This is a genomic window from Anaeromyxobacter sp. Red801 (assembly GCF_049201065.2).
Classification (GTDB): Bacteria; Myxococcota; Myxococcia; order Myxococcales; family Anaeromyxobacteraceae; genus Anaeromyxobacter.
This window is the reverse complement of the sequence record NZ_CM181236.1, coordinates 2050744-2075730: the sequence shown is the minus strand read 5'-3', so window position 1 is coordinate 2075730 and position 24987 is coordinate 2050744. Positions and strand designations below refer to the sequence as shown.

Annotated in this window: 24 protein-coding genes and 1 pseudogene; 8 read left to right on the top strand and 17 right to left on the bottom strand. The window is 75.7% G+C overall.

The window, feature by feature from the left end; genetic code table 11:
* Positions 1 to 71 precede the first annotated feature (71 nt).
* The 6 genes from ACOQFB_RS09490 to ispH all read right to left on the bottom strand — a co-directional run bounded on the left by ACOQFB_RS09490 (position 72) and on the right by ispH (position 7584).
* On the bottom strand, positions 72 to 1868 hold the full coding sequence (locus ACOQFB_RS09490; RefSeq protein WP_421610383.1) for an arginine--tRNA ligase: 1797 nt from the start codon (positions 1866 to 1868) through the stop codon (positions 72 to 74).
* Between the two features lie 69 nt (positions 1869 to 1937).
* Positions 1938 to 3047 carry a tetratricopeptide repeat protein gene (locus tag ACOQFB_RS09485; RefSeq protein WP_421610382.1) on the bottom strand — a complete coding sequence of 370 codons (1110 nt, stop codon included), beginning with the start codon at positions 3045 to 3047 and terminating at the stop codon, positions 1938 to 1940.
* Positions 3044 to 3541: an HIT family protein gene (locus tag ACOQFB_RS09480; RefSeq protein WP_421610381.1), complete on the bottom strand. Its 498-nt coding sequence runs from the start codon at positions 3539 to 3541 to the stop codon at positions 3044 to 3046. The genes ACOQFB_RS09485 and ACOQFB_RS09480 overlap by 4 nt, the downstream gene beginning before the upstream one ends.
* Before the next feature lie 27 nt (positions 3542 to 3568).
* Positions 3569 to 4717 carry a signal peptide peptidase SppA gene (gene sppA / locus ACOQFB_RS09475; protein ID WP_421610380.1) on the bottom strand — a complete coding sequence of 383 codons (1149 nt, stop codon included), beginning with the start codon at positions 4715 to 4717 and terminating at the stop codon, positions 3569 to 3571.
* 105 nt (positions 4718 to 4822) lie between these two features.
* A complete protein-coding gene (locus ACOQFB_RS09470; protein WP_059438796.1) occupies positions 4823 to 6529 on the bottom strand; it encodes a 30S ribosomal protein S1 in 1707 nt (568 codons plus the stop codon).
* 218 nt (positions 6530 to 6747) lie between these two features.
* Complete coding sequence (ispH, locus tag ACOQFB_RS09465) at positions 6748 to 7584, bottom strand: 4-hydroxy-3-methylbut-2-enyl diphosphate reductase (protein WP_059438797.1); 837 nt, start codon at positions 7582 to 7584, stop codon at positions 6748 to 6750.
* Between the two features lie 146 nt (positions 7585 to 7730).
* Here ispH and ACOQFB_RS09460 point away from each other — a divergent pair, with 146 nt between their 5' ends.
* Complete coding sequence (locus ACOQFB_RS09460; RefSeq protein ID WP_421610379.1) at positions 7731 to 9059, top strand: alpha/beta hydrolase-fold protein; 1329 nt, start codon at positions 7731 to 7733, stop codon at positions 9057 to 9059.
* Positions 9060 to 9095: 36 nt separating this feature from the next.
* Positions 9096 to 10064 (top strand): alpha/beta hydrolase-fold protein, encoded by a 969-nt coding sequence (locus ACOQFB_RS09455; protein WP_059438799.1) that lies wholly within the window; start codon positions 9096 to 9098, stop codon positions 10062 to 10064.
* Between the two features lie 12 nt (positions 10065 to 10076).
* Here the strand turns inward: ACOQFB_RS09455 and ACOQFB_RS09450 are convergent, their stop codons facing one another.
* Together ACOQFB_RS09450 and cmk are read right to left on the bottom strand one after the other, a co-directional pair.
* Positions 10077 to 10733 (bottom strand): DUF8685 domain-containing protein, encoded by a 657-nt coding sequence (locus ACOQFB_RS09450; protein ID WP_421610378.1) that lies wholly within the window; start codon positions 10731 to 10733, stop codon positions 10077 to 10079.
* Positions 10730 to 11482, bottom strand: a complete 753-nt coding sequence (cmk, locus tag ACOQFB_RS09445) for a (d)CMP kinase (RefSeq protein ID WP_421610377.1) — start codon at positions 11480 to 11482, stop codon at positions 10730 to 10732. The genes ACOQFB_RS09450 and cmk overlap by 4 nt, the downstream gene beginning before the upstream one ends.
* A gap of 98 nt (positions 11483 to 11580) precedes the next feature.
* On the opposite strand from cmk, the gene ACOQFB_RS09440 reads away from it, so the two are divergent.
* Positions 11581 to 11973 carry a hypothetical protein gene (locus ACOQFB_RS09440; RefSeq protein WP_059438802.1) on the top strand — a complete coding sequence of 131 codons (393 nt, stop codon included), beginning with the start codon at positions 11581 to 11583 and terminating at the stop codon, positions 11971 to 11973.
* Here the strand turns inward: ACOQFB_RS09440 and ACOQFB_RS09435 are convergent.
* The 6 genes from ACOQFB_RS09435 to asd all read right to left on the bottom strand — a co-directional run bounded on the left by ACOQFB_RS09435 (position 11957) and on the right by asd (position 17502).
* Positions 11957 to 12925, bottom strand: coding sequence for an acetyl-CoA carboxylase carboxyltransferase subunit alpha (locus tag ACOQFB_RS09435; protein ID WP_059438803.1), 969 nt, complete (start codon positions 12923 to 12925; stop codon positions 11957 to 11959). The genes ACOQFB_RS09440 and ACOQFB_RS09435 overlap by 17 nt on opposite strands.
* Positions 12926 to 13096: 171 nt before the next feature.
* Positions 13097 to 13750 (bottom strand): hypothetical protein, encoded by a 654-nt coding sequence (locus tag ACOQFB_RS09430; RefSeq protein ID WP_237758117.1) that lies wholly within the window; start codon positions 13748 to 13750, stop codon positions 13097 to 13099.
* Between the two features lie 124 nt (positions 13751 to 13874).
* The gene (gene miaA / locus ACOQFB_RS09425) at positions 13875 to 14789 is read right to left on the bottom strand and encodes a tRNA (adenosine(37)-N6)-dimethylallyltransferase MiaA (RefSeq protein WP_059438805.1); all 915 of its coding nucleotides are present in this window, start codon (positions 14787 to 14789) and stop codon (positions 13875 to 13877) included.
* A complete protein-coding gene (locus ACOQFB_RS09420) occupies positions 14789 to 15334 on the bottom strand; it encodes a hypothetical protein (protein ID WP_421610376.1) in 546 nt (181 codons plus the stop codon). The genes miaA and ACOQFB_RS09420 overlap by 1 nt, the downstream gene beginning before the upstream one ends.
* Before the next feature lie 5 nt (positions 15335 to 15339).
* A complete protein-coding gene (hisS, locus tag ACOQFB_RS09415; RefSeq protein ID WP_059439229.1) occupies positions 15340 to 16584 on the bottom strand; it encodes a histidine--tRNA ligase in 1245 nt (414 codons plus the stop codon).
* A gap of 69 nt (positions 16585 to 16653) precedes the next feature.
* A complete protein-coding gene (gene asd, locus ACOQFB_RS09410; protein WP_421610375.1) occupies positions 16654 to 17502 on the bottom strand; it encodes an archaetidylserine decarboxylase in 849 nt (282 codons plus the stop codon).
* Between the two features lie 102 nt (positions 17503 to 17604).
* On the opposite strand from asd, the gene hutU reads away from it, so the two are divergent.
* From hutU to ACOQFB_RS09385, 5 genes and pseudogenes are all read left to right on the top strand, one after another.
* Positions 17605 to 19245 carry a urocanate hydratase gene (hutU, locus tag ACOQFB_RS09405; RefSeq protein ID WP_059439231.1) on the top strand — a complete coding sequence of 547 codons (1641 nt, stop codon included), beginning with the start codon at positions 17605 to 17607 and terminating at the stop codon, positions 19243 to 19245.
* Positions 19242 to 20506: pseudogene (hutI, locus tag ACOQFB_RS09400) on the top strand (imidazolonepropionase). The gene hutU and the pseudogene hutI overlap by 4 nt, the downstream one beginning before the upstream one ends.
* A 7-nt stretch (positions 20507 to 20513) precedes the next feature.
* Entirely contained in the window at positions 20514 to 21035 is a 522-nt protein-coding gene (locus tag ACOQFB_RS09395) for a metallophosphoesterase family protein (RefSeq protein ID WP_421610373.1), read from the top strand.
* A gap of 90 nt (positions 21036 to 21125) precedes the next feature.
* Positions 21126 to 21899 (top strand): class II glutamine amidotransferase, encoded by a 774-nt coding sequence (locus ACOQFB_RS09390; protein WP_421610372.1) that lies wholly within the window; start codon positions 21126 to 21128, stop codon positions 21897 to 21899.
* A 164-nt stretch (positions 21900 to 22063) separates the two neighbouring features.
* Positions 22064 to 22525: a hypothetical protein gene (locus tag ACOQFB_RS09385; protein ID WP_421610371.1), complete on the top strand. Its 462-nt coding sequence runs from the start codon at positions 22064 to 22066 to the stop codon at positions 22523 to 22525.
* On the opposite strand, the gene tsaE is transcribed toward ACOQFB_RS09385, so the two are convergent.
* Genes tsaE through ACOQFB_RS09370 form a run of 3 tightly spaced genes read right to left on the bottom strand, consistent with a single transcriptional unit; the run spans position 22522 to position 24985 of the window.
* A complete protein-coding gene (tsaE, locus tag ACOQFB_RS09380; RefSeq protein WP_421610370.1) occupies positions 22522 to 23088 on the bottom strand; it encodes a tRNA (adenosine(37)-N6)-threonylcarbamoyltransferase complex ATPase subunit type 1 TsaE in 567 nt (188 codons plus the stop codon). The two genes, ACOQFB_RS09385 and tsaE, sit on opposite strands and share 4 nt — an antisense overlap.
* Entirely contained in the window at positions 23076 to 24602 is a 1527-nt protein-coding gene (locus tag ACOQFB_RS09375; protein WP_494492544.1) for an NAD(P)H-hydrate dehydratase, read from the bottom strand. Before ACOQFB_RS09375 ends, tsaE begins: the two co-directional genes overlap by 13 nt.
* Complete coding sequence (locus ACOQFB_RS09370; protein WP_059438869.1) at positions 24599 to 24985, bottom strand: holo-ACP synthase; 387 nt, start codon at positions 24983 to 24985, stop codon at positions 24599 to 24601. The genes ACOQFB_RS09375 and ACOQFB_RS09370 overlap by 4 nt, the downstream gene beginning before the upstream one ends.
* Between the last annotated feature and the right edge of the window lie 2 nt (positions 24986 to 24987).

Sequence of the window (24987 nt, the reverse complement as noted above, 5' to 3'; positions counted from 1 at the left end):
GGACGTCACCCCGCCGCGGCGACGGGCGCGCGCCGCGAGGACCGGGCGCGCGAACCGCGGCAGCCAGGATTCTAGACGTCGTCCGCGATATCGCGAGTTTCCGGACTCTCCATCCGATCCGGCGCGGAGACGCCCAGCACGGCCAGCCCGTTCGCGAGCACCTGCTTCAGGGCGCGGCACAGGAACAGGCGCGCCGCGGTCTTGACCGGGTCGGGCCCGACGACCTTCTCGCCGCTCTTCTTCCCCTGCGTGTACCAGGAGTGGAACGCGGCGATGGTCTCCTGGAGGTAGAACGCCACCCGGTGCGGCTCGTAGGCGAGCGCCGCGGCGGCGAGCATGTCCGGGAACGCGGCGATCCGCCGGATCAGGTCCTGCTCCTCCGGCGAGCCGAGCGTCCGCGCGGCCTCGAGGTCGAACTCCGGGATCGCGTGCCCGGCCTCGCGCGCCTTCTGGAAGATGGCCGCCAGGCGCGCGTGCCCGTACTGCACGTAGAAGACCGGGTTGTCGAGCGTCTGCTTCTTGGCGAGCTCGACGTCGAAGTCGAGCGGGGCGTCGGAGCGCCGGGTGAGGAAGATGAAGCGGGTCGCGTCGCGCCCCACCTCGTCCACCACCTCGCGCAGCGAGACCAGCGTGCCGGCGCGCTTCGACATCTTCACCGACTCGCCACCGCGCATGAGGCTGACCATCTGGATCAGCACGACGTGCAGGTCCGTGCGCGAGGCGCCCAGCGCCTCCATCGCCGCCTCGAGCCGCGGCACGTAGCCGCCGTGGTCGGCGCCGAGCACGTCCACCAGCGCGTCGGCGCGCTGCCGCTTGTCCCAGTGGTAGGCGATGTCCGCGCAGAAGTAGGTGGGCGTCCCGTCCGCCTTCTTCACCGGCCGGTCCACCTCGTCGCCGTACGCCGACGAGCGGAACAGCGTGAGGTCCTCGGCGGCGGTCACGCCCTCCTCGTCCGGCTGCGGCTGCGGCGGCGGCTGCCCCTTCTTCGACTTCGGCGGCGGCAGCTTGCCGACGTAGACGAGGTCCTTCTCCTCCAGGAACCGGAGGAACCGGTCCACCGTGCCCGACTCGTAGAGCGCCTTCTCCGACGACCAGCGGTCGAACGAGATGTTCACCGCGGCGAGGTCCTCGCGGATCATCCCGAGCACGTGCTGGACCGCGTGGTCGCGGAACAGCGTCAGCCACTCGGCCTCGGGCGCGTCCAGGAACTTCGCGCCGTACTCGGCCTTCAGGCCGGCGGCGATGTCCTTCACGTACTCGCCCGGATAGCTCTTGGGCGGCATGGTCACCGTCCGCCCGTGCAGCTCCTGGTAGCGGAGGTGGACCGAGCGCGCCAGCGTCTGGACCTGCGCGCCGTAGTCGTTGACGTAGTACTCGCGGGACACGTCGAAGCCGGCCCAGCGCAGCAGGCCCTGGACGCCGTCGCCCACCACCGCGTTGCGCCCGTGGCCGACGTGCATGGGGCCGGTCGGGTTGGCCGAGACGTACTCGACGATGACCTTCTTCCCCTGCCCCACCGCGGTCCGGCCGTAGGCCGGGCCCTCGGCGACCGCGCGCGCGAGCGTGCGCAGCCACAGGTCCGGGGAGAGCCGCACGTTGATGAACCCGGGGCCGGCGATCTCCAGGCCGGCCAGGTCGCCGGCCGCGTCAACCGCGCGCACCGCCTCCACGATGGCCTGCGCCAGCTCGCGCGGCGGCCTGCCCGCCTGCCTGGCCAGCACCATGGCGGCGTTCACCGCGAAGTCGCCGTGCTTCGGGTCGCGCGGCGCCTCCACCGAGAAGCCGGCGCTCGCCGCCGGCCAGCGCCCGTCGTCGGCGCCCTGGGCGAGCGCCTTGCGGAAGAGTTCGATGACGCGATCACGGACCATAGGAAGGGGTCTCTCTACCGGGGGCGCGCGCGGGAAGCAAGCGCCGGGCCGCGCGGGGCGCGGGCGTCCTCAGGGATAGGCGTCGAACGCGCCGCAGCGGCGGCACCGCCAGGCGCGCGACGGGGCGTCGGAGCCGCAGCGCTCGCAGCGCGGGGCCTTGCCGCGGCGGAGCAGCGCCGCGACCAGCAGGTCGTGGCGCACGGCGAGGTCGTCCGGGCCCGGCGCGCCGGCCTGGTGCAGCAGCTCGCGCATCGCCAGCGACACCTCGCCCACCCGGTCGCGCTCCAGCGCCAGCCGGAGCGCCGCCACCGCCTCCGGGTTCCGGCCGCAGCGGTGCAGCGCGCGCCCACGCAGCAGGTGCAGCGCAGGGTCGTCCGGGTGCGCGTCGGCGCGGGCCGCCGCGAACGCCTCGGCCGCCGCGGCGTCCGGGACCGCGGCCAGCGCCGGCCACGCCAGCAGCGCGGCGCGCGGGTCCTCGTCGAGCGAGCGGCCCGCGGCCTCCAGGGCCGCGGCGGTCGCGCCGGCGGCGGCCTCGGCCTCGGCGAGCGCCATCCAGGCGTCCGCGCTGCGCGCGTGCGCGGCGAGCCCCTCGCGCGCGAGCGCCGCCGCCCGGGCCGGGGCGCCGGGGAGCGCCTCGCGCGCCTGCGCCGCGAGCAGGTGCGCCAGCACCGGATCCCCGTCCTGCGGGCCGATGCGCCGCTGCAGCGCCACCGCGCCGGCGAGGTCGCCCTGCTCGACCTTCACGTCGCGCAGCCCCTCGGCCGCGGCGCGATCCCCGTCGCGCTCCGCCAGCCGCGCGTACAGCTCGGCGGCCTCGGCGAGCATGCCGCTCCGCCGGTAGTCCTCGGCCAGCTCGCGCTCCACCTCGGCCCGCCGGGCCGGGTCGAGCCCGCGGCCGATGAGCATGTTCCGGTGCAGGCGCACCGCCCGCGCGAGGTCGCCCTCGCGCCGGAACAGCGCGCCCAGCGCCAGGTAGGTGTCCACCGCCTCGGGCGTGCCCAGGCGCGCGGCGTCGGAGAGCGCCTCGATGGCGGCGTCCGGGTCGCCCTGCACGATGGAGCGGACGCCCTTCAGGTAGGCCTGCGCCTCGTCGCGGCGCCGGCGCAGCCGCTCCGCGAGCAGGATCGCCACGATCGCGGCGAGCGAGCCGGCGGCGAGGGCGAGCCAGAGCTGCGTCACGTGCCCAGCGCGGCGAACCCGGCGTGCAGCCGCTGCCAGGCCTCGTCGAGCGCCTCCACGACCACGCGGTTGTCGGCCAGCACCGGCATGAAGTTGTTGTCGCCGAGCCAGCGCGGCACGACGTGCCAGTGCAGGTGGTCCGCGATCCCGGCGCCGCCGGCGCGGCCCAGGTTCATGCCGACGTTCATCCCGTCCGGCCGGTAGACCGCCTTCACCACCGCGGCCGCGCGGCGCAGCTCCTCCTGCAGGTCGGCCCACTCCGCCGGCCCGAGCGCGCCGAGGTCGGCGAGGTGCGCGCGCGGGATCACCATCACGTGCCCGGAGTTGTACGGGAACCGGTTCAGGCAGGTGAACGCGCGGGCCGAGCGGTGCACCACCAGGTTGCCGCGGTCGGCCGACTCCGGCGCCGCGGGGAAGTCGCAGAAGATGCACCCGGTCGGCTTCTCCGACCGGATGAACTCCATCCGCCACGGGGCCCAGAGCGGCTGCTGCACGGTGAGGTCTCCTTGCGGCGCGCGCCGCTACCGCGCGAGGAAGTACACGCCGGGCTGCCGCGCGTCGGCGGCCCCCTGCGCCACCCGGGTGGCGACCGCGTCGGCGACGGCGCCGGCGGCGCCGCCCATGAGCTGCTCCAGGAAGCGGCCGCGCTCGTCGGGCGGGTAGACCAGCACCGGCTCGCCGCTCAGCTTCGCCTCCTGCTTCGCCAGCTCCACCGCGTCGTAGAAGTTGCCGAGCTGGTCCACCAGGCCGGCCTCCTTCGCCTGGGCGCCGGTGAGCACGCGGCCGTCCGCGATGGCGCGCACCTTCGCCTCGTCCAGCTTGCGCCCCTCGGCCACCGCCTTCACGAACTGGCCCAGCGTGTTCTCGACCAGCCCCTGCCAGTAGGCGCGGTCCTCCGGCGTCATGTCGCGGAACGGGTTGCCGGCGTCCTTCAGCTTGCCGGTCTTCACCGTCTCGACCTTCACCCCGAGCTTCTCGGCGAGGTCCTTCACGTTCGGGAACTGGCTGATGACGCCGATCGAGCCGGTGAGCGTGCCGGGGTTGGCGACGATCTTCGGGCAGGCCACCGACACGTACAGGCCGCCCGAGGCGGCCAGGTTGCCCATCGAGCAGACCACGACTTTCTTCTGCGCGAGGCGCTTCACCTCGTCGTGGATCTCCTGGCTGGCGCCCACCGAGCCGCCGGGCGAGTCCACCCGGATCACCACCGCCTTGAGGTCGCCGTCCTCGGCGAAGCGGCGGATGCGCTTCAGGATGTCCTCGGTCTCGTCGCGGTCCGCGCCGCCGCCGATGGTGCCCTTCACGTCGATGACGCCGACGCGCGGGCCGGAGCCGAGGCGCGGGGACTCTCCGCGCACGGCGCCGAACGCGAGCAGCAGGAACCCGAAGAACACCAGGAACAGGCCGCCGAAGATGAACGCCACGATCGCGAGCGCCAGCCGGTCGCGGCGCGGCGGCGGCTGCGGCGGCACGCCGGGCGGCGGCGCACCCCAGCCCGAGGACGGCGGCGGGCCGGGCGGCGGGCCCCAGCTCGGCGGCGGCGGGGGCGGCGCCCCCCAGCGCGGCGGCTCGGGCCGCGCCGGCGATCCCGGCCCGGTCGCCCCGGGCTGCGGCTCCTGGGGGCCGACCGGCGTCGTGGGGAGGGGCTCGTTGGGATCGCTGGGGTTCATGGTCGGGTCAGGTAAGCACGCGGCCGGGGGGGTCGCAACCGGCAAAAAGGAAGCGGGCGGCCCGCTCGCGCAGGCCGCCCGCAGGTGCTCCGGTCCGCCGGGAGGCTACTTCCGGCGGTTGAACTTCTCCATCAGGTCGCCGAGGCGGGCGCGCCCGTCGCCCTGGCGGCGCAGGTACTCGCGGTAGTCGTCCTCGCCGCCGTCGCGGTTGAGCGCCTTCATCGAGAGCGCGACCTTGCGGTCCTGGAGGTCCATGTCGATGACCTTGACCTCGACCTCCTGGCCCTCCTGCACCACGTCGCGCGGGTTCTCCACGCGCTCGTCCTTCATCTCGGACACGTGCACCAGGCCCTCGATGCCCGGCTCGATCTCGACGAACGCGCCGAAGTCGGTGACCTTGGTGACGCGGCCCTTCACGCGGGCGCCCACCGGGTGACGCTCGGAGAGCGTGGTCCACGGGTCGACGTGCGCCTGCTTGATGCCGAGGCTGAAGCGCTCGTTCTCGACGTCGATGTTGAGCACCACCGCCTCGACCACGTCACCCTTCTTGAACTTCTCGCCCGGGTGCTTGATGCGCTCGGTCCAGGAGATGTCGGACACGTGCACGAGGCCGTCGATGCCCTCCTCGACGCCGACGAAGATGCCGAAGTCGGTGACGTTGCGGACCTCGCCGCGGATCGTCGTGCCGATCGGATACTTGTCCTCGAGCAGCGTCCAGGGGTTCGCCTCGATCTGCTTCATGCCGAGGCTGATCCGCTTGGCCTTCGGGTCGATGTCGAGCACCACCGCCTCGACCTGATCGCCCACGTTGACCAGCTTCGAGGGGTGCTTCACGCGCTTCGTCCAGCTCATCTCGGAGACGTGGACGAGGCCCTCGACGCCCTGCTCCAGCTCGATGAACGCGCCGTAGTCGGTGAGCGAGACCACCTTGCCCTTGACGCGCGTGCCGACCGGATACTTCTCGTCGGCGCGGTGCCACGGGTCCTCCTGGATCTGCTTGAGGCCCAGGCTGACGCGCTCGGAGGTCGGGTCGAACTTCAGGACGACGACGCGGACCTCCTGGCCGACCTCGAACATCTCCGACGGGTGGCCGATGCGGCCCCAGCTCATGTCGGTGACGTGCAGCAGGCCGTCGATGCCGCCCAGGTCGATGAAGGCGCCGTAGTCGGTGAGGTTCTTGACCACGCCCTTGAGGATCGCGCCCTCCTTCAGGTTCTTCAGGGTCTCCTTCTTCAGCTCCTCGCGCTCCTTCTCGAGGAGGACCCGGCGCGACAGCACGATGTTCCCGCGCTTCTTGTTGAACTTGATGACCTTGAACTTGAACTTCTCGCCGATCAGCTTGTCCAGGTTCCGGACCGGCCGGATGTCCACCTGGGAGCCGGGGAGGAACGCCTTCACGCCGATGTCGACGGAGAGGCCGCCCTTCACGCGCCCGACGATGACGCCCTCGACGAGCTCGTCGCGCTCGCACGCGGCGGAGATCTCGTCCCAGATGCGCATCTTGTCGGCCTTCTCCTTGGAGAGGACGACCATCCCGGTGTCGTTCTCCCGGGACTCGACGAGCACCTCGACCTTGTCGCCCACCTTCACCGCGGGCTCGCCGCCGGGGGCGGTCGAGAACTCGGAGATGGGCACCTGGCCTTCGGACTTGTAGCCGATGTCGATGACGGCGTAGTCCTTGGTCAGCTGGATGACGGTGCCGTTGACGACCTTGCCCTCCTCGATCGGACCGGCGCTGGCCTCGCTCTGCGCGAACAGCGTGGCGAAGTCCTCGGTCTCGACCTCGGGCGTGCGGGGAGTCTGATTCTCCATTCGGTTAGGCCAACCTTTTGTCGGGAAGCGCCGGCGCCCGTCGGATCTCGGGGCTGGATCGTGCCGGCGTTGCCACTGCGTTGCCCCCTGGGTCTGGTGCTTCGCGCCGCGCCCCCGGGGATCGAGAGGCCGTCGCGCGCCGGGCGTACCCCGGCCCACATTCATTACGGAGTGCGCACGCTACACGTCCGAAATTGCAGCGTCAAGGCGGGCCCGGGCTAGCGGAGCGCCCGCAGCCAGGACGCCACCCCCTCGACCACCCAGTCCGGCGTCGAGGCCCCCGCCGAAAGGCCGACCACCCGGCAGCCGTCGAACCACGCCGGCTCGAGCTCGGCCTCGGTCTCGACGTGCCAGGTGCGCGGCTGGATGGCGCGGCAGATCTCGGCCAGGTGGCGCGTGTTGGCGCTGTTCTTCCCGCCCACGACCACCACCGCGTCCACCTCGCTGGCGAGCGCCCGGGCGTCCGCCTGGCGCTCCTCGGTGTCGTTGCAGATGGTGTTCACGGCCCGGACCTCCTTGTGCCGGAGGGCCAGGACGCCCACCACCCGCTCGAACTCGGCGCCGATGCAGGTGGTCTGGGCGATGACCGCGACCTTCTTCGCCTTGATCTCCGGCACCGGGCCGCCCGGCTTCACCACCGTGCACGGCTGCTCGGAGTACGAGATCACGCCCTTGATCTCGGCGTGGTTCGCGTCGCCGACGATGACGATGTGGTAGCCCTCGCGCGAGAGCCGCTGCGCCATGGCCTGCGGGTACTTCACGTAGGGGCAGGTCCCGTCCACCACCTCGAGCCCGCGCGCCTCGGCGCGCTCCAGCTCCTCGCGCACCGCGCCGTGGGTCCGGACCACCACCGTGGTCCCGTCGGCCACCTCGCCGATGCCCATCACGGTCCCGACGCCCTTCTCGCTGAAGCGGGCGACCGCCTGCGGGTTGTGGATGATGGGCCCGAGCGTGACGACGGGCGCCCGGTGCTGGTCGGCGACCTCCATCACCTTGTCGACGGTGCGGCGCACACCCCAGCAGAACCCGGCGGTCTTCGCGATCTTGACGTCCACGGCGCCTCTATATAACGGCGCACCCCTCGGCGGCCAGCAACCCGCCCCCTCCATCCGTGGCGCACCGCAGGGGTTGTCCCCTCGACTCCGAGTCACGAAGTTCGCAGGGCGGGCCTCTCGCCCCTGGACCGCCCTGGAGGAAGGCGATGCGAACCCTCGGAGCCGTGGCCACGCTGGCGGCGCTCACCCTCTCCGGCGGCGCCGCGGCGCAGGCGGAGCCCTCGCCCGCCCCCGCCCCGGCCGGCGACGCGCCGGCCGCCGGGGCGCCCGCGCCGGCCGAGCCGTCCGGCGCGTTCCGGATCCGCTCGGCGGTGCTCGGCGAGGAGCGGAGCTTCGTGGTGCTCGCGCCGCCCGGCTACGCCACCTCCGGCCGCCGCTACCCGGTGGTCTACTTCACCGACGGGAGCCCCAGCCTGGCGGTGCTCGCCACCGTCACGCGCTTCCTGGCGCAGAACGGGCGCATGCCCGAGGTGCTGCTGGTCGGGATCGACCACGCGGACCGCATGCGCGACCTCACCCCGTCGCCGGGCCAGTTCGAGGGGGCGCCGCCCGCCGTGTTCAAGACGTCCGGCGGCGGCGAGCGGTTCCTGTCGTTCGTGCAGGACGAGCTCGTCCCGCACGTCGAGCGGACCTACCGCACCGAGCCGTTCCGCATGCTGGTGGGGCACTCGCTGGGCGGGCTGCTCGCGGTGCACGCGCAGCTGGCGCGGCCCGGCCTGTTCCAGGCGACGCTGGCGCTCGCGCCGACGCTCACCTGGAACGGCGACGAGCCGGTGCGGCGCGCCCGCGAGGCGCTGGCCGGCAGCGGCCGGCCGCGCGGGGTGCTGGTGATCGTCTCCCCCGAGGACGGCCCGGAGGCGGCGAAGCAGGCGAAGGCGCTGGTGGGCGCCGCGGGCGCCGCGGGCGGCGGCCTGCAGGTCACGGCGCTGGACCTGCCGGGCGAGGATCACTGGTCGGTGGTGCTGGAGGGCGCGTCCCGCGGCTTCAAGGAGGTGTTCGCCGGGTGGACGATGCCCGCCGCGGTGGGCGCCATCGGGCCGCGCGGCGGGCTCCCCGCGGTCGAGCGCCACTACGCGAAGCTGTCGGAGCGGCTCGGGTGGACGGTCCATCCGCCCGAGCCGGTGGTGGAGGCCGCCGGCCGCCAGGCGATCCGCGACGGGAAGCTCGACGACGGCATCCGCGCCCTGCGGCAGAACGCGGCGTGGTACCCGGCCAGCGCGGAGGCGCACGACGTGCTCGGGATGGCGCTGGCCCGCGCGGACCGGCTCGACGAGGCGAAGCGCTCGTTCCGGACCGCGCTCGATCTGGCCGAGCGGGCCAAGGATCCGGGCGCCGCCGCCTACCGCGCGCACCTCGAGGCCGCGACCGCGCGCTCCCCGATCCGCGAGTTCAACCCCACCTGGCCGGGCCTGCCGAATTCGTGCGGCAAGGCCGGGGACCGGAGCTGGGAGGATCACCACCACCACGGCAACTGAGGTTCGCCGGAGCACCCGCCGCACGAGGAGCGTCCCATGGCCCATCCGTCGCTCGCCGCCGCGCTGATCCTCCTGTCCTCCCTGGCCGGGCGCACCGCCGCGGCGGCGCCGGACCGGGTGGTGGAGCTCCCGTCGCAGGCCGGACCCGCGCTGCGGCTCACGGTGCGCGTGCCCGACGCCGCGCCCGGCGCGCGCCTCCCGGTGATCTACCTGGCGGACGGCGCGCGGGATCTCGCCGCCGTCGACGCGGCCGCTCGAGGGCTGGCGCGCCGCGGCGAGATGCCGGAGGCGATCGTGGTCGCGGTCGAGCGCGCCGAGGCCGGCGCGACGCCCGCGGCCGCCGCCGGCTCCGCGGCGGCCTCCGCCCCGCCGGCCGTCGAGGCCGCGCTGGCGCGCGAGGTGGCGCCCTGGGTCGAGGGCAACCACCCGGCGGCGGCGCTGCGGATCGTGGCCGGGCGGGGACCGGCCGGCGCCGCGCCCGAGGGCTGGCGCGCGCTGCCGCTCGCCGGGGCCGCCGCGCCCGAGGTGACCGCCGCCGCGGTGGCCGGGCTCCGCGGCATCTTCGAGGGCTGGGGCATGCCGGTGGCGCGCGGCGACGTCGGCCCGCACGGCGGGGCGGCCGCGGTCGAGGCGCACTACCGCGCGCTGTCGGCGCGGTTCGGGTGGGAGGTGCCGCCCCCGGAGCCGGCGCTGCGCCTCGCCGGGCTCCAGCAGGCCAGGGACGGCGACGCGGCCGGCGCGCTCCGGACGCTGGAGCGGAACGCCTCGCTCCACGCGGCCGTGCCGGCGGCGCACGGGGTCCTGGGGCAGGCGTACGAGGCGGGCGGGCGCCCCGGCGACGCGCGGCGCGAGTACCAGTCCGCGTGGGAGCTGGCGCGCAAGGCGAAGGACCCGCGCGCGGCCGACTACGAGAAGGCCTACCAGCGCGCGGTGGCCGAGGCCGAGCGCGCCTTCTCCGGCACCTGCTCCAGCCCGCCGTCCCGCCTGACCACCCCCGGGCGGTGAAGGCGGGGCCGGTCAGGCCTTCTCGCCGACGAAGCGGTCCTTCTCGTCCCTGAACAGGACATTGAACGTCGTGAGCGAGCCGTAGCAGCGGGTCACGTACTGCTGCAGCTCCACCTTCTCGGCGTCGCTCAGCTTGTCGGTCGCGTTGACCTTCTGCTCCAGCACCCGCAGCCGGTCGCGGATCATCACGATCTTGTGGAACAGGCTGTCGAGCGGGATCTCCTTGGGCGCGGTGCCGGGATCGCCGGGCTTCAGCACCACCGTGCCGCCCTCCCACTTGGGCGCGAGCGGGACGGGCACGTCCTCGCGCAGCGCCTCGCGGATGGCCTGGGCGAACTCCTCTCGCGTCATGTCGGTCAGCTCCTCGGGCAGGGGGACGGAGATCGCGGGCGCCGGCGCCGCCGCAGCGTGGCCCGGGGCGCGGTGCACGACCACGGTCGGTCCGGCCGCGCGCGCGCGGCGGCGCGCCGGCTCGGGCGGCGGCGCGGCGGGGATGGCGGCCTCGCGAGAAAGGTAGCGCTCGCAGACGGGCGCGGTGCCGGGGAAGTCGCCGGTGCGCACGCCGAGGCGGCACGGGCCGATGGGGCCGCGCGCGTCCTCCAGGATGGGCCTCCACAGCCGGCAGCTGCCGCACTCCTTCGGCCCGTAGGTGCGCTCGCCGTCGCTCACGGCCGGCCCCCGGCCCGCCCGCGCCGCCGCTGGCGCGCGCGCACCTCGCGGGCGAGCGCGTCCACCACCGCCTCGAGCGGCGTGCCGCTCGTGTCCACCACCACGGCGTCGTCCGCCGGGCGCAGGGGCGCGATCTCGCGCTCGGAGTCCTGCCGGTCGCGCTTCAGCTGATCGGCGAGCACCTCCTCGAACGTGGACGGATCGCCCTTCGCCAGCAGCTCGGCGTGGCGCCGTCGCGCCCGCTCCTCGGGCGTGGCGACCAGGAAGAACTTGGCGTCGGCGTCCGGGAACACCACGGTGCCGATGTCGCGCCCCTCCAGCACCGCCCCGCGGTTCTCGGCGGCGAGCGCCAGCCGGCGCTGCAGCTCCAGCAGCCCGGCCCGGACCACCGGCCGGGCCGACACCTTGCTCGCCCCGAGCGACATGGGCGGGGTGCGGATCTCCACCGAGACGTCCTCCTCCCCGAGGAGGACCCGCTGGCCGCCGCCCGGCTGCCCGGAGGGCGCGAAGCGGATGGCGAGCTCCGGGAGGAGCCGGCCCAGGCCGGCGTCGTCGTCGAGCGCGATCCCGCGGAGCGTCGCGGCGAGCGCCACGGTCCGGTAGATGGCGCCGGTGTCCACCATGGCGAAGCCGAGCCGGGCTGCGAGCTGCCGGGAGGCGGTGGACTTGCCCGCGCCGGCCGGGCCGTCGATCGCGACGATGAACGGGCGGTGCGCGGAGGCGGGGCTGGAGCCCTGGGGGGCGGGCATGGGCGAACCCTTATACCCCTCTCCGCCGGGAGGCGCGACCGCGCCGAGGTCCCCCTTCGCGGACTGGCGTCGCCGGGCCCCGGCGCCACGATCGCGGGGTGCACGCCGCCGCCGCCGGCCTCGCCGCCCTGCTGCTCGCCGCCCCCGCCGTGGCCACGGCGCCGGAGCAGCCGGTGACGGTCCACCTCCGGCTGGACGAGCGGCCGCACGGCTCGCGGGCCGAGCGCGCGCGGGTCCGCGACCTCGAGTACGCGCTGATGGAGCGGCTCGCGGGCGGCGCCGGCCGGCTGGTCCGGGACGAGTGGCGCGACGGCTTCTGCGTGCTCCACCTGGCCGGCCCCGACGCGCGGGCGCTCTGGGCCGCGGTGGAGCCCGCGGTGCGCGCCGCGGGGCCGCGGCCCGGCTCCTACGCGGTGCTGCGGGCGGGCCCGGAGGGCGCGCCGGAGGAGCGGATCCCGCTCGGCGCCGGCGCCGTCACTCCTCCGAGGTGAACACGCCCATCGCCCGGAACTTGCGGTACCGGTCGGTGACGAGCTGCTCGGGGGTCAGCTTGCGGAGCTCGGCGAGGTGGCGCCGGAGCGCGTCGCCCACGTTCTTGGCGGTGAGCACCGGGTCGCGGTGCGCGCCGCCGGGCGCCTCCGCGATGAGCTCGTCGGTGATGCCGAAGCCGGCCAGGTCGCGGGCCGTCAGCTTCAGCGCGTCGGCCGACTTCTGCGCCTTGGTCGGGTCGCGGTAGAGGATGGCGCTGCAGCTCTCGGGCGAGATGACCGAGTAGATCGAGTACTGCAGCATGAGCACGCGGTTCGCGACGCCGAGCGCGAGCGCGCCGCCGGAGCCGCCCTCGCCGATGACCACGGCGATGACCGGCACCTCCAGCGACGACATCACCTCGAGGTTCACCGCGATGGCTTCGGCCTGGCCGCGCTCCTCGGCGCCGATGCCCGGGTAGGCGCCCGGCGTGTCGATGAACGTGATGACCGGCTTGCGGAAGCGGTTGGCGAGGTCGAACAGCCGGCGCGCCTTGCGGTAGCCCTCCGGCCGCGGCATGCCGAAGTTCCGGAGCATGTTCTCCTTGGTGCTCCGGCCCTTCTGGTGGCCGATGACCACCACCGGCTCGCCGTCGAAGCGGGCGAACCCGGACACGATCGAGTGGTCGGCGGCGAAGCGCCGGTCGCCCTCGATGTCGAAGAAGTCGGTGAACAGCTCCTTCAGGTAGTCGAGGGTGTACGGCCGCTGCGGGTGCCGGGCGAGCTGGACCGTCTGCCACCGGTCGAGATCGCTGAAGATCTCGGCCTGGAGCTTCCGGGCCTTCTTCTCCAGCTTCTGGATCTCCTCGCTGAAGTCGACCTTGGCGCCGCCGGAGAGCTCCTTCAGCTCGGCGATCTTGGACTCGAGGGCGAGGAGCGGGCGCTCGAAGTCGAGGGCGTAGGCTGGCTTGGACACGGACGGCTTATAGCACGGCCCCGCCGGAACGCACGCGCGCAGCCCACCGGCTTCTCAGCGCTTTTCGACGCGGCGCGCCAACGCCCGGCGACCTCGCACCAGCCCCGGAACGACACCGCGCACGCCCCGTCTCCGGAGCGTGCGCGGCTCGGGTTCGGCGGCGTCGCTGCCCTACTCGCAGCTGCAGTACGTGACGTGCGAGATGCCCTTGCCGTTCGGCGTCTGCAGCTCGTCGCCGGCGCTGACGCCCACGTACACCTTGTAGCAGAGGCCGGCCTTCACGAGCGCCAGGTCCGCGTCCATCGACGCCTCGTGCGTCAGGCCGCTGAGCCCGTCGTCCTTGCCGGCGGGCACGAGGCCGAAGTAGGCGCACTCGTTCCGCGGGTTGCCGAGGTTGCCGCAGAACGTCGAGCCGTTCTCCACGCCGCTCAGCTCTTCGCACACGGGCGGCGGCGGCGTGCCGCCGCACGCGGGGATGATGCCCGCGGGGATCTTGATGGTCGGCACGTACGACAGCGGCGAGGTCTCCACGATGGTGACCTGACCCGCATCGTAGTTCGACGGACCGCCCTGCGCGGTCAGGTCGATGCTGACGCTCCAGAGGCCGAAGTCGCCGGGCCACAGCATGAACCCGTACCAGCCTTGAGCAGTCGTCGGCTCGTAGGACGTCGACACGACGCTGCCCTGCGTGAACGTCAACACGGCCCCCGAGACCGCGATGGACTCATCCGACTCGCAGACGAGATAGCCCCACGCCTCGCGAGCGGACGCGGTGCGGGCGCCCAGGAGAATCATCAGAACTGCCGCCATGAACCCGAGCTTCATTCGACGCATGTTTCGCCCCCGTGGAACGTGAGACAACGTGCGCATCGTAGTCGACGGTGCGTCGCAGTGGGGAAGATCAGGCGGGTGTGGCGAAACCGACTCCTGCGTGCGCCGCGATCGCGGGTCACCCGGTCGCGGGACGTCCGTCCGCGATGCGCCGAGCCAGCGCGTCGACGTCGTACGGCGGGGCGATCCAGACGACGCCGCGCTCCTTGCGCAGCCAGATCACCTGGCGGCGCGCGTAGCGGCGGTGCGCGACCTGGACGCGCCGGATCGCCTCCTCGAGGTCGAGCTCGCCGCGCAGGTGCGCCGCCGCCTCCGCGTAGCCGATGGGCAGGCGGGCCGGCAGCGCGCCGCCGGAGCGCGCGGCGAGCGCGCGCGCCTCGTCCAGCAGGCCGCCCGCGAACATGGCCCGCACCCGGGCGTCGATGCGCGCGTGCAGCTCCGGGCGCGGCGGGTCGAGCGCGAGCAGCGCCGCCTCGTAGCGGTCCTCGCGGAAGGCGTGCGCCTGGTACAGCTCGGAGGGCGTCCGGCCGCCGGCCGCGATCTCCAGCGCGCGCACCACCCGCACCAGATCGTTGGGGCGGATGCGCGCCGCCGCGGCGGGGTCCACCGCCGCGAGCCGGGCGTGGAGCGCCGGCCGGCCGTCGCGCGCCGCCTCGGCCTCGAGGGCCCGGCGCAGCTCGGGGTCGCGCCCGGGCGCCTCCACCACGCCGTGCAGCAGCGCACGCACGTACAGCCCGGTGCCGCCCGCCACGATGGGCACGCGCCCGCGCGCCGCGATCCCGGCGATGGCCGCGTCGGCGAGGGCGGCGAAGCGGGCCGCGTCCATCCCCTCCCCCGGCTCGACGAGGTCGAGCAGGTGGTGCGGGGCGGCGGCGCGCTCCTCCGCGGTGGGCTTGGCGGTGCCGACGTCGAGCCCGCGGTAGACCTGCTGCGAGTCGGCGTTGACGATCTCGCCGCCGAGCCGCCGCGCCAGCGCGACGGCGAGCGCGGTCTTGCCGGACGCGGTCGGCCCGGCGACCACCACCAGCCGCATCAGCGCGCCCCGGCGCCCCGCGCCTCGAACAGCCCCGGCACGAGCGACGCCGCGCGCGCGAGCAGCGGCTCGAGGTCCTCCGGCAGCGGCGCGGCCGCGGAGGCGACCGGCACGCCCGCCGCGCCGAGCAGCCGGACCGTCAGGCGGAGCCCGCCCGACGCGTCGCGCTCCAGGCGCGCCAGCACGCGGCGATCCGCCTCGAGCGCCTCGGCCACCGTGCGCGGGCAGTCCTCGCCCTGGCAGGCGCCGAGCGCGTCGGCGCGCTGGACCACCTCCAGCTCGGGGGCGCCGTCCGGGCAGATCGCGTCGGCGTGGGCCGCCTCGGCGACCGCCGCGCAGAGCCGCTCGGTGACCGCCCCGACGAGCGCGGCCGCGACACCGCGGTCCGCGGTGACCTCCAGCACCACCGGGCGGGCGCCGGCCGCCGCCGGGGCCTGGGCCGGAGCCTGGGCGGGCGCGGGCGCTGGCGCCGGGGTGGGAGCCGCCGCGGGCGCGGCGGCGACGGCGACGGCGAGGGCGAGCGCGGCGAGCGGCGCGAGCGGCATGGCGGCTACCCCGCGACCCGCGCGGCGAGCTCGGAGAGCGCGACCGGCGTCTCCTCGCGCGTCTGCAGGTCCTTCAGCTTCGCCTGGCCGGTCGCGACCTCGTTGCCGCCGAGCACCACCGCCCAGCGCGCGCCGACCCGCTCCGCCTGCTTGAACTGCGCCTTCATCTTGCCGCCGCGCGGATCGAGCTCGCAGGCGATCCCGGCCCGGCGCAGCGCCGCGGCGAGCCGCAGGCCCTCGAGCGCGCCGGTCGCGTCCGCGCTGACGAAGAAGACCGCCGGCCGCCGCTCCGGCGCGGCGCGACCGACCTTCTCCAGGATCATGGAGAGGCGCTCCTCGCCCAGCGCGAAGCCGATGCCCGGCGTCGGCGGCCCGCCCAGCGTCTCGACCAGCCGGTCGTACCGGCCGCCGCCCGCGACCGCGGACTGGGAGCCCAGCGCGTCGGACGTGAACTCGTAGGCGGTGCGCACGTAGTAGTCGAGCCCGCGCACCAGCCTCGGCTCGATGCGGTAGGCGACGCCGAGCGCGTCGAGCCCGGCCTTCACCTGGTCGAAGTGCGTCCGGCACGGCTCGCAGAGCCGCTCCAGCAGCCGCGGCGCCTTCTCCAGCACCGGCTGGCAGGACTCGACCTTGCAGTCGAGCACGCGGAGCGGGTTGCGCTCGATGCGGTCCTTGCAGTCGGCGCAGAGCGCGCCCTGGTTCGCGACCAGGTACGCCTTCAGGTCGGCGAGGTAGGCGGGGCGGCACTGCGCGTCGCCCACCGAGTTGAGCTTCAGCTCCGCGGTGACGCCCAGGCGCGCGAAGTAGTCCGCGAGCAGCGCGATCTGCTCCGCGTCGAGGTACGGCTCGGCGACGCCGAACGCCTCGCAGCCGATCTGGTGGAACTGGCGGTAGCGGCCCTTCTGCGGCCGCTCGCGCCGGAACATCGGGCCCATGTAGAACCACTTCTGCGGGCCCTCCACGAACGCGCCGTGCTCGATGAACGCGCGCACCGTGCCGGCGGTGCCCTCGGGACGCAGCGCGAGCAGCTCCTCCCCCTTGTCCTCGAAGACGTACATCTCCTTGTTGACGATGTCGGTGGCCTCGCCGACGCCGCGGGCGAACAGCGCCGCGTGCTCCACGGCCGGGGTCCGCACCTCGCGGTAGCCGTACAGCGCGAACACCTCGCGCGCGACCGACTCCATCTCGTGCCAGCGGGCGACGTCCGCGGGGAGGACGTCGTTCATGCCCTTCACGCCGTTGATCTTCACGCCGGCGTAGATACCAGAGCGCCGCCCGTGATGCACGGGGGTGTGGGAGCCCGGCCCGCCGCGCCCGGGCTACGCAGGGCCGCCGAGCGGCTCGCCCACCCGGACCCGTGCCCCGGGCGCGAGCCGCGGGTCGAGCCGCACCTTTCCCGGCTCGAAGAGCAGGATCACCGTGGAGCCCATCTCGAAGGCCCCCAGCTCCTGCCCCTTCTCCACCGGGATGGGCGTGTCGTAATCGTGCCGGCGCGGCGCCGCGCCCGGCAGGTTGGTGAACGGGATGGACGGGTCGTAGTAGGCGCACACCCGGCCCACCACCGTCGCCCCCACCGCCACCACCGCGCAGGCGCCGAGCGGCGTCTCCAGGACGGTCACCAGCCGCTCGTTCAGCGCGAAGAGGCCCGGGACCGTCCGGACCGAGGCCGGGTTCACCGGCCAGAGCTTCCCCGGCACGTACCGCCAGCCGGTCACCCGCCCGCCCAGCGGGAAGTGGATGCGGTGGTAGTCCCGGGGCGAGAGGTACAGCGTCGCGTAGGCGCCGCCCGCCAGCCGCGCGGCGAGCGCGTCGTCGCCCAGCAGCGCGGCGGCCGGGTAGTCGATGCCCTTCGCCTGGACCAGCCGGCCGGCCTCGGCCAGGCCGGTCTCGGACACGACCGCGTCCACCGGCGACACCAGCACCCGCTCCCCGGGCGCGACGGGCCGCAGCCCCGGCCGCAGCGGGCGCGCGAAGAACTCGCCGAAGGTCCGGTACACGTCGAGGTCCGGGCACTCCGACAGGTCGATCCCGTAGCGCCGCGCGAACGCCCGCATGGCCGCGAGGCGCACCGGGACCGGCGCGCGCCAGCGGGTGAGGGCGCCGACGGCGCGCGAGAGGGCGTTCTTGGGCAGGAGCCGCAGGGCGGAGATGAACAGGCGGTCGTTCATGGAGCGCGCGGAGTCTAGCAGCGGCCGGCCGCGACGGGCCCCGTTTTTCGCGGTGCGGCCGGCCGGCCTCCGCGCCACCCTCTCGCGCCGGAGGTTGCTCCCATGGATCCGATCCGCGCGCCGCGAGGCGGCGCCCTCTCCTGCCGAGGCTGGGTGCAGGAGGCGGCGCTCCGCATGCTGATGAACAACCTCGATCCCGACGTGGCCGAGCGGCCCGAGGACCTCGTGGTCTACGGCGGCACCGGCAAGGCCGCCCGCGACTGGGAGAGCTACCGGCGCATCGTGGCCGCGCTGAAGGCGCTCGGCGACGACGAGACGCTGCTCGTCCAGAGCGGCAAGCCGGTGGGCGTGCTCGGCACCCACCCCGACGCGCCGCGCGTGCTCATCGCGAACTCGAACCTGGTCCCGCGCTTCGCCACCTGGGAGCACTTCTGGGACCTCGAGGCGCGCGGGCTCATGATGTACGGGCAGATGACCGCGGGCTCCTGGATCTACATCGGCAGCCAGGGGATCCTGCAGGGCACCTACGAGACGTTCGCGCAGGCCGGCCGCACGCACTTCGGCACCGACGACCTCGCCGGCCGCCTGGTGCTGTCCGGTGGCCTCGGCGGCATGGGCGGCGCGCAGCCGCTCGCGGCCACGCTGCTCGGCGCCGCGTTCCTGGGCGTGGACGTGGACCCGGCCCGCATCGAGAAGCGGATCGCGACCGGCTACCTCGACGCGCGCGCCGCCGACCTCGACGACGCGCTCGCCCGGCTCGAGGAGGCGCGCCGCGCCCGGCGGCCGCTCTCGGTGGGCCTGGTCGGCAACGCCGCCACGGTCTACGCCGAGCTGGCCCGGCGCGGCGTCGCCCCCGACCTCGTCACCGACCAGACCTCCGCCCACGACCCGCTGAACGGCTACGTCCCCGCCGACGTGCCGCTCGCCGACCTCCCCGCGCTCCGCGCCCGCGACCCGGAGGGCGTGGTGCGGCGCGCGAAGGAGTCCATGGCCCGGCAGGTCGAGGCGATGCTGGCCATGCGGCGCATGGGCAGCCACGTGTTCGACTACGGCAACAACCTGCGCGCCGGCGCGCGCGAGGCGGGCCTCGCCGACGCGTTCGCCTACCCCGGCTTCGTCCCGGCCTACATCCGGCCCATGTTCTGCGAGGGCAAGGGCCCGTTCCGCTGGGTGGCGCTGTCCGGGGACCCGGCCGACATCGCGCGCACCGACCGCGCCGTGGCGGAGCTGTTCCCGGAGAACGCCGGCCTGCGCCGCTGGCTCGACCTCGCCGCCCGCAAGGTCCAGTTCCAGGGGCTGCCCGCGCGGATCTGCTGGCTCGGCTACGGCGAGCGCGACCGCGCCGGGCTGGCGTTCAACGAGCTGGTGCGGCGGGGCGAGGTGAAGGCGCCCATCGTCATCGGCCGCGACCACCTCGACTGCGGGTCGGTCGCCTCCCCCAACCGCGAGACGGAGGCCATGAAGGACGGGTCCGACGCGGTGGCCGACTGGCCCATCCTGAACGCGCTCGTGAACGCGGTGAACGGCGCGTCCTGGGTCAGCTTCCACCACGGCGGCGGCGTCGGGATCGGCTGGAGCCTCCACGCAGGCCAGGTGATCGTGGCGGACGGGACGGATGCGGCGGCGCGCCGCGTCGCCCGGGTGCTGCGCAGCGACCCGGCCATGGGGGTGCTCCGTCACGCGGACGCGGGCTATCCGGAGGCCGAGCGCGTCGCGCGGGAACGGGGTATCAAGCTGCCGTGAGCCGCCCCGCCGCCACCCTCGTCCTCCGCAACGCCGTGGTCGCCACCTGCGACCGCGGCCCCTCCGACGCCGGCCTGCTCCCCGGGGCCGCGGTGGCCGTGGACGGCCGCCGCATCGCCTGGGTCGGCCGCGATCGCGACCTCGAGGCGGAGGTGAACGCGGCCGGCGCGAAGGTGATCGACGCCCGCGGCGGCCTGGTCACCCCGGGGCTGGTGGACTCGCACACGCACCTCGTCTTCGCGGGCGAGCGCGCGGGCGAGTTCGCGCTCCGCTGCGCGGGGCGGACCTACCTCCAGGTGGCGCTGTCCGGCGGCGGGATCGCGGTCACCACCCGCGAGACCCGGGCCGCGCCGGACGAGCAGCTGCTCGCGGCCGCCGCCGCGCGCGCGCGCCGCCTCATCGCCCAGGGCGTCACCACGCTCGAGGTGAAGAGCGGCTACGGCCTGGACGCCCCCGAGGAGCTGCGGCTCCTGCGCATCGTCCACCAGCTCGGGGCCGCGCTCGGCGGCGACGCCACCATCCTGCCCACGCTCCTGTTCCACGCGGTGCCGCCGGAGCACGTGGGCGACCGGGCCGGGTTCGTGCGCGAGGCGTGCGCGTCGCTCATCCCGCAGGTCGCCCGCGAGCGGCTGGCGCAGTTCTGCGACGTGTTCGTGGAGGACGGGGCCTTCGCGCCCGACGAGGCCCGGCGGCTGCTCCAGGCGGCGAAGGACCGCGGGCTCGTGCCGCGCGTCCACGCCGAGCAGCTCACCGCCGGCGGCGGCGCGCGGCTCGCCGCCGAGCTCGGCTGCTCCAGCGCGGATCACCTCGAGGAGCTGGACGACGCCGGGATCGCCGCGCTCGCCGCGGCGCGCGTGGTGGCCGGGCTGCTGCCGCTCTCGACGCTGTTCCTCGGATCGGAGCGGTACGCGCCGGCGCGGCGGCTGCTCGAGGCGGGCGTGCCGGTCTCGCTCGCCACCAACATGAACCCGGGCAGCGCCATGAGCGAGAACGTCGGGCTCACCCTCTCGCTCGCCTGCCTGAAGCTGCGGCTGACGCCCGCCGAGGCGCTGGTCGCTTCACGGCCGGCGGCGCGCGGGCGCTGCGGCAGCCGGACATGGGCCGCGTCGCGCGCGGCGCCGACGCCGACCTGGTGCTGTGGGGCTGCGGCTCGCCCGAGCACCTCGCCTGGCACATGGCCGTCAACCACGCGCTCGTGGTGGTGAAGCACGGGCGGGTGGTGCACGAGGCGGCGCCCGCCGCGATGGTGGACTGCCGCTGAGGGCGCCGTGCGGGTCGGGCTGCTCTCGGACACGCACGGCCTGCTCGACCCCGCCCTGCCGGCGCTGTTCCGCGGCTGCGCCCTGCTGGTCCACGCCGGCGACGTGGTCCGCCCGGAGATCCTGGACGCGCTCGCGGTCGTCGCGCCGGTCGCCGCCGTCCGCGGGAACAACGACCGGGATCCCGCGTTCGACGCGCTGCCGGAGACCGCCCGGCTCGCGCTCGGCGCGCTCCGGGCGCTGGTGGTCCACGACCTCGGGCCGCGCGACCGACCCCGCCGCCCGGCGCGCCCGCTGCTCGCGCGCGATCCGCCCGAGCTGGTCATCCACGGCCACTCCCACCGGCCCGGCGCGGCCCGCCTCGGCCCCACGCTCTACGTGAACCCGGGCAGCGCCGGCCCGCGCCGCTTCCGCCTGCCGCGCACCGCCGCGATCCTCACCGTGCGCGGGCGGCACGCGCAGGTGGCGTTCTACGAGCTGGGCGCCGGCGCCCCCCGGCCGTTCGGGCCGCCCGTGGACACGAGGCTCTGAGGCACCCCGCCCGCCCGCCCGCCGCCGCGGGTGCGCCCCCGCCCGGATTGGATCGGCGGCCGGCGCCCTGCTAGATTCCTGGCGTCCGCGATGTGCCGCCTCTTCGGTCAGCACGCCCACCCCGGCCGCGACGCCTGCGAGCCGCTCTGCAGCGCAGAGAACGCCCTCCGGTTCCAGTCCCACCGGCACCCGCACGGCTGGGGCATCGGGTGGTACGTGGAGGGCTCACCCCTCGTGCGCCGGGGCATCCTCCCCGCCCACGCCGACGCCGCCTTCGTCGAGGCGGGGCGCGAGATCCGCTCGGCCGTGGTGGTCGCGCACGTGCGCGAGGCGAGCGTCGGGCCGGTGCTCCGCGAGAACACCCACCCGTTCGTGCACGACCGGTGGATCTTCGCCCACAACGGGACCGTGGCCCGCTTCAAGGACGACCCGGCGGTGCGCGAGCGGATCCTCGCCGAGATCGACCCCGACCTGCGCGGGCGCATCCGCGGCGACACCGACAGCGAGCGCTGCTTCCACCTGTTCCTCACCCGGCTGCGCGCGCGCGGCGGCCTCGAGGATCCCGGCGTCGAGGCGGTGCGCGCGGCGCTCGCGGCCACCACCGACACCGTGCTGCGCATCGCGGACGCGGAGCCCTCGCCGAAGCCGAGCTCGCTCACCTTCCTCGTGTCCGACGGCCGCCTGCTCGCCGCCTGCCGCCGCGGCCGCACGCTTCACGCTGCGAGCGATGCCGGACCGCGCCACGCGTTCGTGGTGGCGAGCGAGCGGATCGGCCGGGCCCCTTGGCGCGAGGTGCCCGAGGGCGGCTTCGTCGCCACCGAGGACGGGATCCGCGTGGTTGACGCGCCGCTGCACGCGGCCTGAGTCCCTCCCCCCGGGGACCACCCCGGCGCTTCCCTTGCCGCCACCGTCGCAGGCCCGGCGGCGCGACCCGCCCGCGCGACCCCCGCGGTGAGGCCGACGCGGGTGATGGCCCCCGGTACGCTCGTGGCGAGGTTGCGATCGCTTCGACGCTGCGCGGAGGGGCCATGCGTCCGACGATCCTCGCCGTGCTGTCTGCGCTGGCGGCCCTCGCCCCGGCGCCCATCGCGGGCCAGACCGTCCCCGGCCGCTGGGACGAGATCCACGGGAGCCTGCTCGGCGCCCCCGTGTCCACGTGCGTGGAGTGCCACGAGGAGGCGGCCCGCATGCACCAGGCACATCCGGTGGACGTCCCCTACGGCCCCGACGCGTCCGGCATGCTCCGCCCCCGCGCCGAGGTGGAGCGGCGCGGCGTGGCCCTGCCGGACGGCAGGGTCCACTGCTGGAGCTGCCACTCGGCCACCTCGCGGTGGCGCTTCCACCTGTTCCTGCCGCAGGGCACGGCGGCCCGCCGGCGCGTGATCCCGGGGGTGGAGGGCACCTACGAGGATCGGCAGGGCGAAGCGCTCCCCGACGGCTCGGACGTCAGCCCGAAGCCGCTCTGCCTGGCCTGCCACGCGTTCGACTAGCGGGGGCCGGACCGGGGCGGGCGACGGCGCGGCGCCGCGGCGCGCCCGGCGGGACGCCGCGCGCGCGCGGCCGGGGCCGCCAGCGCCCGCGCCAGCGCCGCGTGGCGCGCTCCCACGCCGTCCAGCTCCAGGTGGCGGACGTCCGGCCGCGTCGCGTCGTGCGAGAGGCGCAGCGTGAGCCGCTCCGCGGGGAGCGCCCCCGGGATCCGGTCGGCCCACTCCACCAGCAGCGCGCCCTCGCCGCCCACCAGGTCGCCGAAGCCGGTGCCGTACAGCTCGTCCTCGTCGCCGATCCGGTACAGGTCGGCGTGGTGCACCGGGATGCGCCCGCCGTACGTCGCGACGATGGCGAACGTGGGGCTGGAGACCTCGCCGGGCGGGACCGCGGCGCCCTCGCAGGCGCCGCGGACGAGCTGCGTCTTGCCGGCCCCGAGGTCGCCCTCCAGCGCCACCACGTCGCCGGGCCGGAGCAGCGCGCCGAGCCTCGCGCCGAGCCGGCGCGTGGCCGCCGCCGACCGCGTGGTCCGGCGCGCGGTGAAGCGCTCCCCGCTCATCTCCGCCATTCCGCCCACACCTCCCCGATGGCCGCCCCGAGGTCGCCCGCGAGCAGCCCGCGCTGCCCCAGCCGCCGCGCGGCCAGGTCGCCCGCCCGCCCGTGGATCCACGCGCCCGCCCGCCCCGCGGCCCCGGGCGCGAGCCCCCCCGCGAGCAGCGCCCCGCACAGCCCGGCCAGCACGTCGCCGGTGCCGCCCGTGGCCAGGCCGGGGTTGCCGGTGATCACCGCCGGCGGCCCCGCCGGATCCGCCACCACGGTCCGCGCGCCCTTCAGCACCACCGTGGCGTCCCAGGCCCGCGCCTGGCGGGCCGCGAGGCCGAGCCGGTCGCGCTGCACCTCGGCGGTGGAGCAGCCGCACAGGCGGGCCATCTCGCCGGGGTGCGGGGTGAGCAGCAGCGGCACGCCCGTCGCGGCGAGCCGCTCCGCCTGGCCGGCGACGGCGTTGAGCGCGTCGGCGTCGAGCACCGCCGGCACGCCGGCGCGCGCCAGCAGCTCGAGGAGGAGCGCGCCGGTGCCGTCGCCGCGCGGGATCCCCGGCCCGATCACGAGCGCATCGGCGGCCGAGGCCGCCTCCAGCAGCGGCCCCAGGTCGGCCGCGTCGAGCGGCCCCGCGCCCGGCAAGGCCGCGCTCATCGCCTCCGGCCGCCCCGCCAGCGCCATGGGCAGCACCTCCGCCCGCGCCGCCAGCGTCACCAGCCCGGCGCCGCCGCGCAGCGCGCCGGTGAGCGCGAGGTGGGCCGCGCCGGTCTTCCCGGGCGAGCCCGCGATGACCAGCACCCGGCCCGCGTCGCCCTTGTGCGCCTCCGGGTCGCGCGGGGGGACCAGCGCGCGGGCCTCGTCCTCGAGGAGCAGCTCGGCCTCGGCCGGCACGTGCGACGCCGCCTCCGGCGGGATGCCGATGTCGGCCACCGACACCTCGCCGGCGTAGGCGGGGCCCGGGTGGAGCACCAGGCCGCGCTTCTGGAACGCGAAGGTGACGGTGCGGTCGGCGCGGACGCAGGCCTCGCCCAGCGGCCGGCCGGTGTCGGCGGACAGGCCCGAGGGCACGTCCACCGCCAGCACCCGCGCGCCGGCCCGCCGCGCCTCGTCGATGCGCGCGATGGCCCCGGCGAACGCGCCCTCGGGGGCGCGCGACAGGCCGGTGCCGAAGATCGCGTCCACCACCACGTCGCCGGGGCCCGCCTCGAGCGGCGCGTCGCCGGGCTCGGCCACCACCCCGGCCGCCTCGGCCCGCGCGCGCTCGGCCCGCGCGTCCGGCGTGAGCCGCGCCGCGTCCACCAGCGACACCACGCGCACCGCCCGCCCGGAGCCGACCAGCAGCCGCGCCACCACCCAGCCGTCCCCGCCGTTGTTGCCGCCGCCGCAGACCACCGCGAACCGGCCGCCCGGCCCGGCCAGCGCGCGCGCCGCGTCGGCCGCGGCCCGCCCGGCCCGCTCCATCAGCTCGAGCGAGGGGATCCCCAGCCCGTCGATGGCGGCCCGGTCGATCGCGCGCATCTCCGCCGCGCCCACCAGCCTCATGGCCCGGCTCCCTCCAGGATCACCGCCGCGACCGCCACGCCGCCGTCGTGAGTGAGCGTGAGGTGCACGCGCGCGACGCCCATGCGCCGCGCCGCCTCGGCCGCGACGCCGTCCAGCGCCAGCGCCGGCGCGCCGGTCCCGCGCTCGACCACCAGGTCCAGCCAGCGCACGCCCTCCGGCGTGCCGAGCGCCTTCACCGCCGCCTCCTTCGCGGCGAAGCGCGCGGCGTAGCGGGTGGCGCGGTCCTGCCGCGCGTCGCAGTAGGCGCGCTCCGCCGGCGCGAACACCCGCGCCAGGAACCGCTCCGCGCGCGCCGGCGGGCCGGCCAGGATCCGCTGGATCCGGGCCACCTCCACCACGTCCAGGCCGAGCCCCAGGATCACGC

Bases quoted from the DNA above. Each gene is read 5' to 3' on its own strand.
- ACOQFB_RS09490 (WP_421610383.1), bottom strand. From the start codon at position 1,868: ATGGTCCGTGATCGCGTCATCGAACTCTTCCGCAAGGCGCTCGCCCAG.
- ACOQFB_RS09460 (WP_421610379.1), top strand. From the start codon at position 7,731: ATGCGAACCCTCGGAGCCGTGGCCACGCTGGCGGCGCTCACCCTCTCC.
- miaA (WP_059438805.1), bottom strand. From the start codon at position 14,789: ATGCGGCTGGTGGTGGTCGCCGGGCCGACCGCGTCCGGCAAGACCGCG.
- ACOQFB_RS09390 (WP_421610372.1), top strand. From the start codon at position 21,126: ATGTGCCGCCTCTTCGGTCAGCACGCCCACCCCGGCCGCGACGCCTGC.
- hutU (WP_059439231.1), top strand. From the start codon at position 17,605: ATGGATCCGATCCGCGCGCCGCGAGGCGGCGCCCTCTCCTGCCGAGGC.
- sppA (WP_421610380.1), bottom strand. From the start codon at position 4,717: ATGAACCCCAGCGATCCCAACGAGCCCCTCCCCACGACGCCGGTCGGC.
- asd (WP_421610375.1), bottom strand. From the start codon at position 17,502: ATGAACGACCGCCTGTTCATCTCCGCCCTGCGGCTCCTGCCCAAGAAC.
- ACOQFB_RS09385 (WP_421610371.1), top strand. From the start codon at position 22,064: ATGCGTCCGACGATCCTCGCCGTGCTGTCTGCGCTGGCGGCCCTCGCC.
- ACOQFB_RS09455 (WP_059438799.1), top strand. From the start codon at position 9,096: ATGGCCCATCCGTCGCTCGCCGCCGCGCTGATCCTCCTGTCCTCCCTG.
- ACOQFB_RS09375 (WP_494492544.1), bottom strand. From the start codon at position 24,602: ATGAGGCTGGTGGGCGCGGCGGAGATGCGCGCGATCGACCGGGCCGCC.
- tsaE (WP_421610370.1), bottom strand. From the start codon at position 23,088: ATGGCGGAGATGAGCGGGGAGCGCTTCACCGCGCGCCGGACCACGCGG.
- ACOQFB_RS09470 (WP_059438796.1), bottom strand. From the start codon at position 6,529: ATGGAGAATCAGACTCCCCGCACGCCCGAGGTCGAGACCGAGGACTTC.
- ACOQFB_RS09420 (WP_421610376.1), bottom strand. From the start codon at position 15,334: ATGCCGCTCGCGCCGCTCGCCGCGCTCGCCCTCGCCGTCGCCGTCGCC.
- cmk (WP_421610377.1), bottom strand. From the start codon at position 11,482: ATGCCCGCCCCCCAGGGCTCCAGCCCCGCCTCCGCGCACCGCCCGTTC.
- ACOQFB_RS09430 (WP_237758117.1), bottom strand. From the start codon at position 13,750: ATGAAGCTCGGGTTCATGGCGGCAGTTCTGATGATTCTCCTGGGCGCC.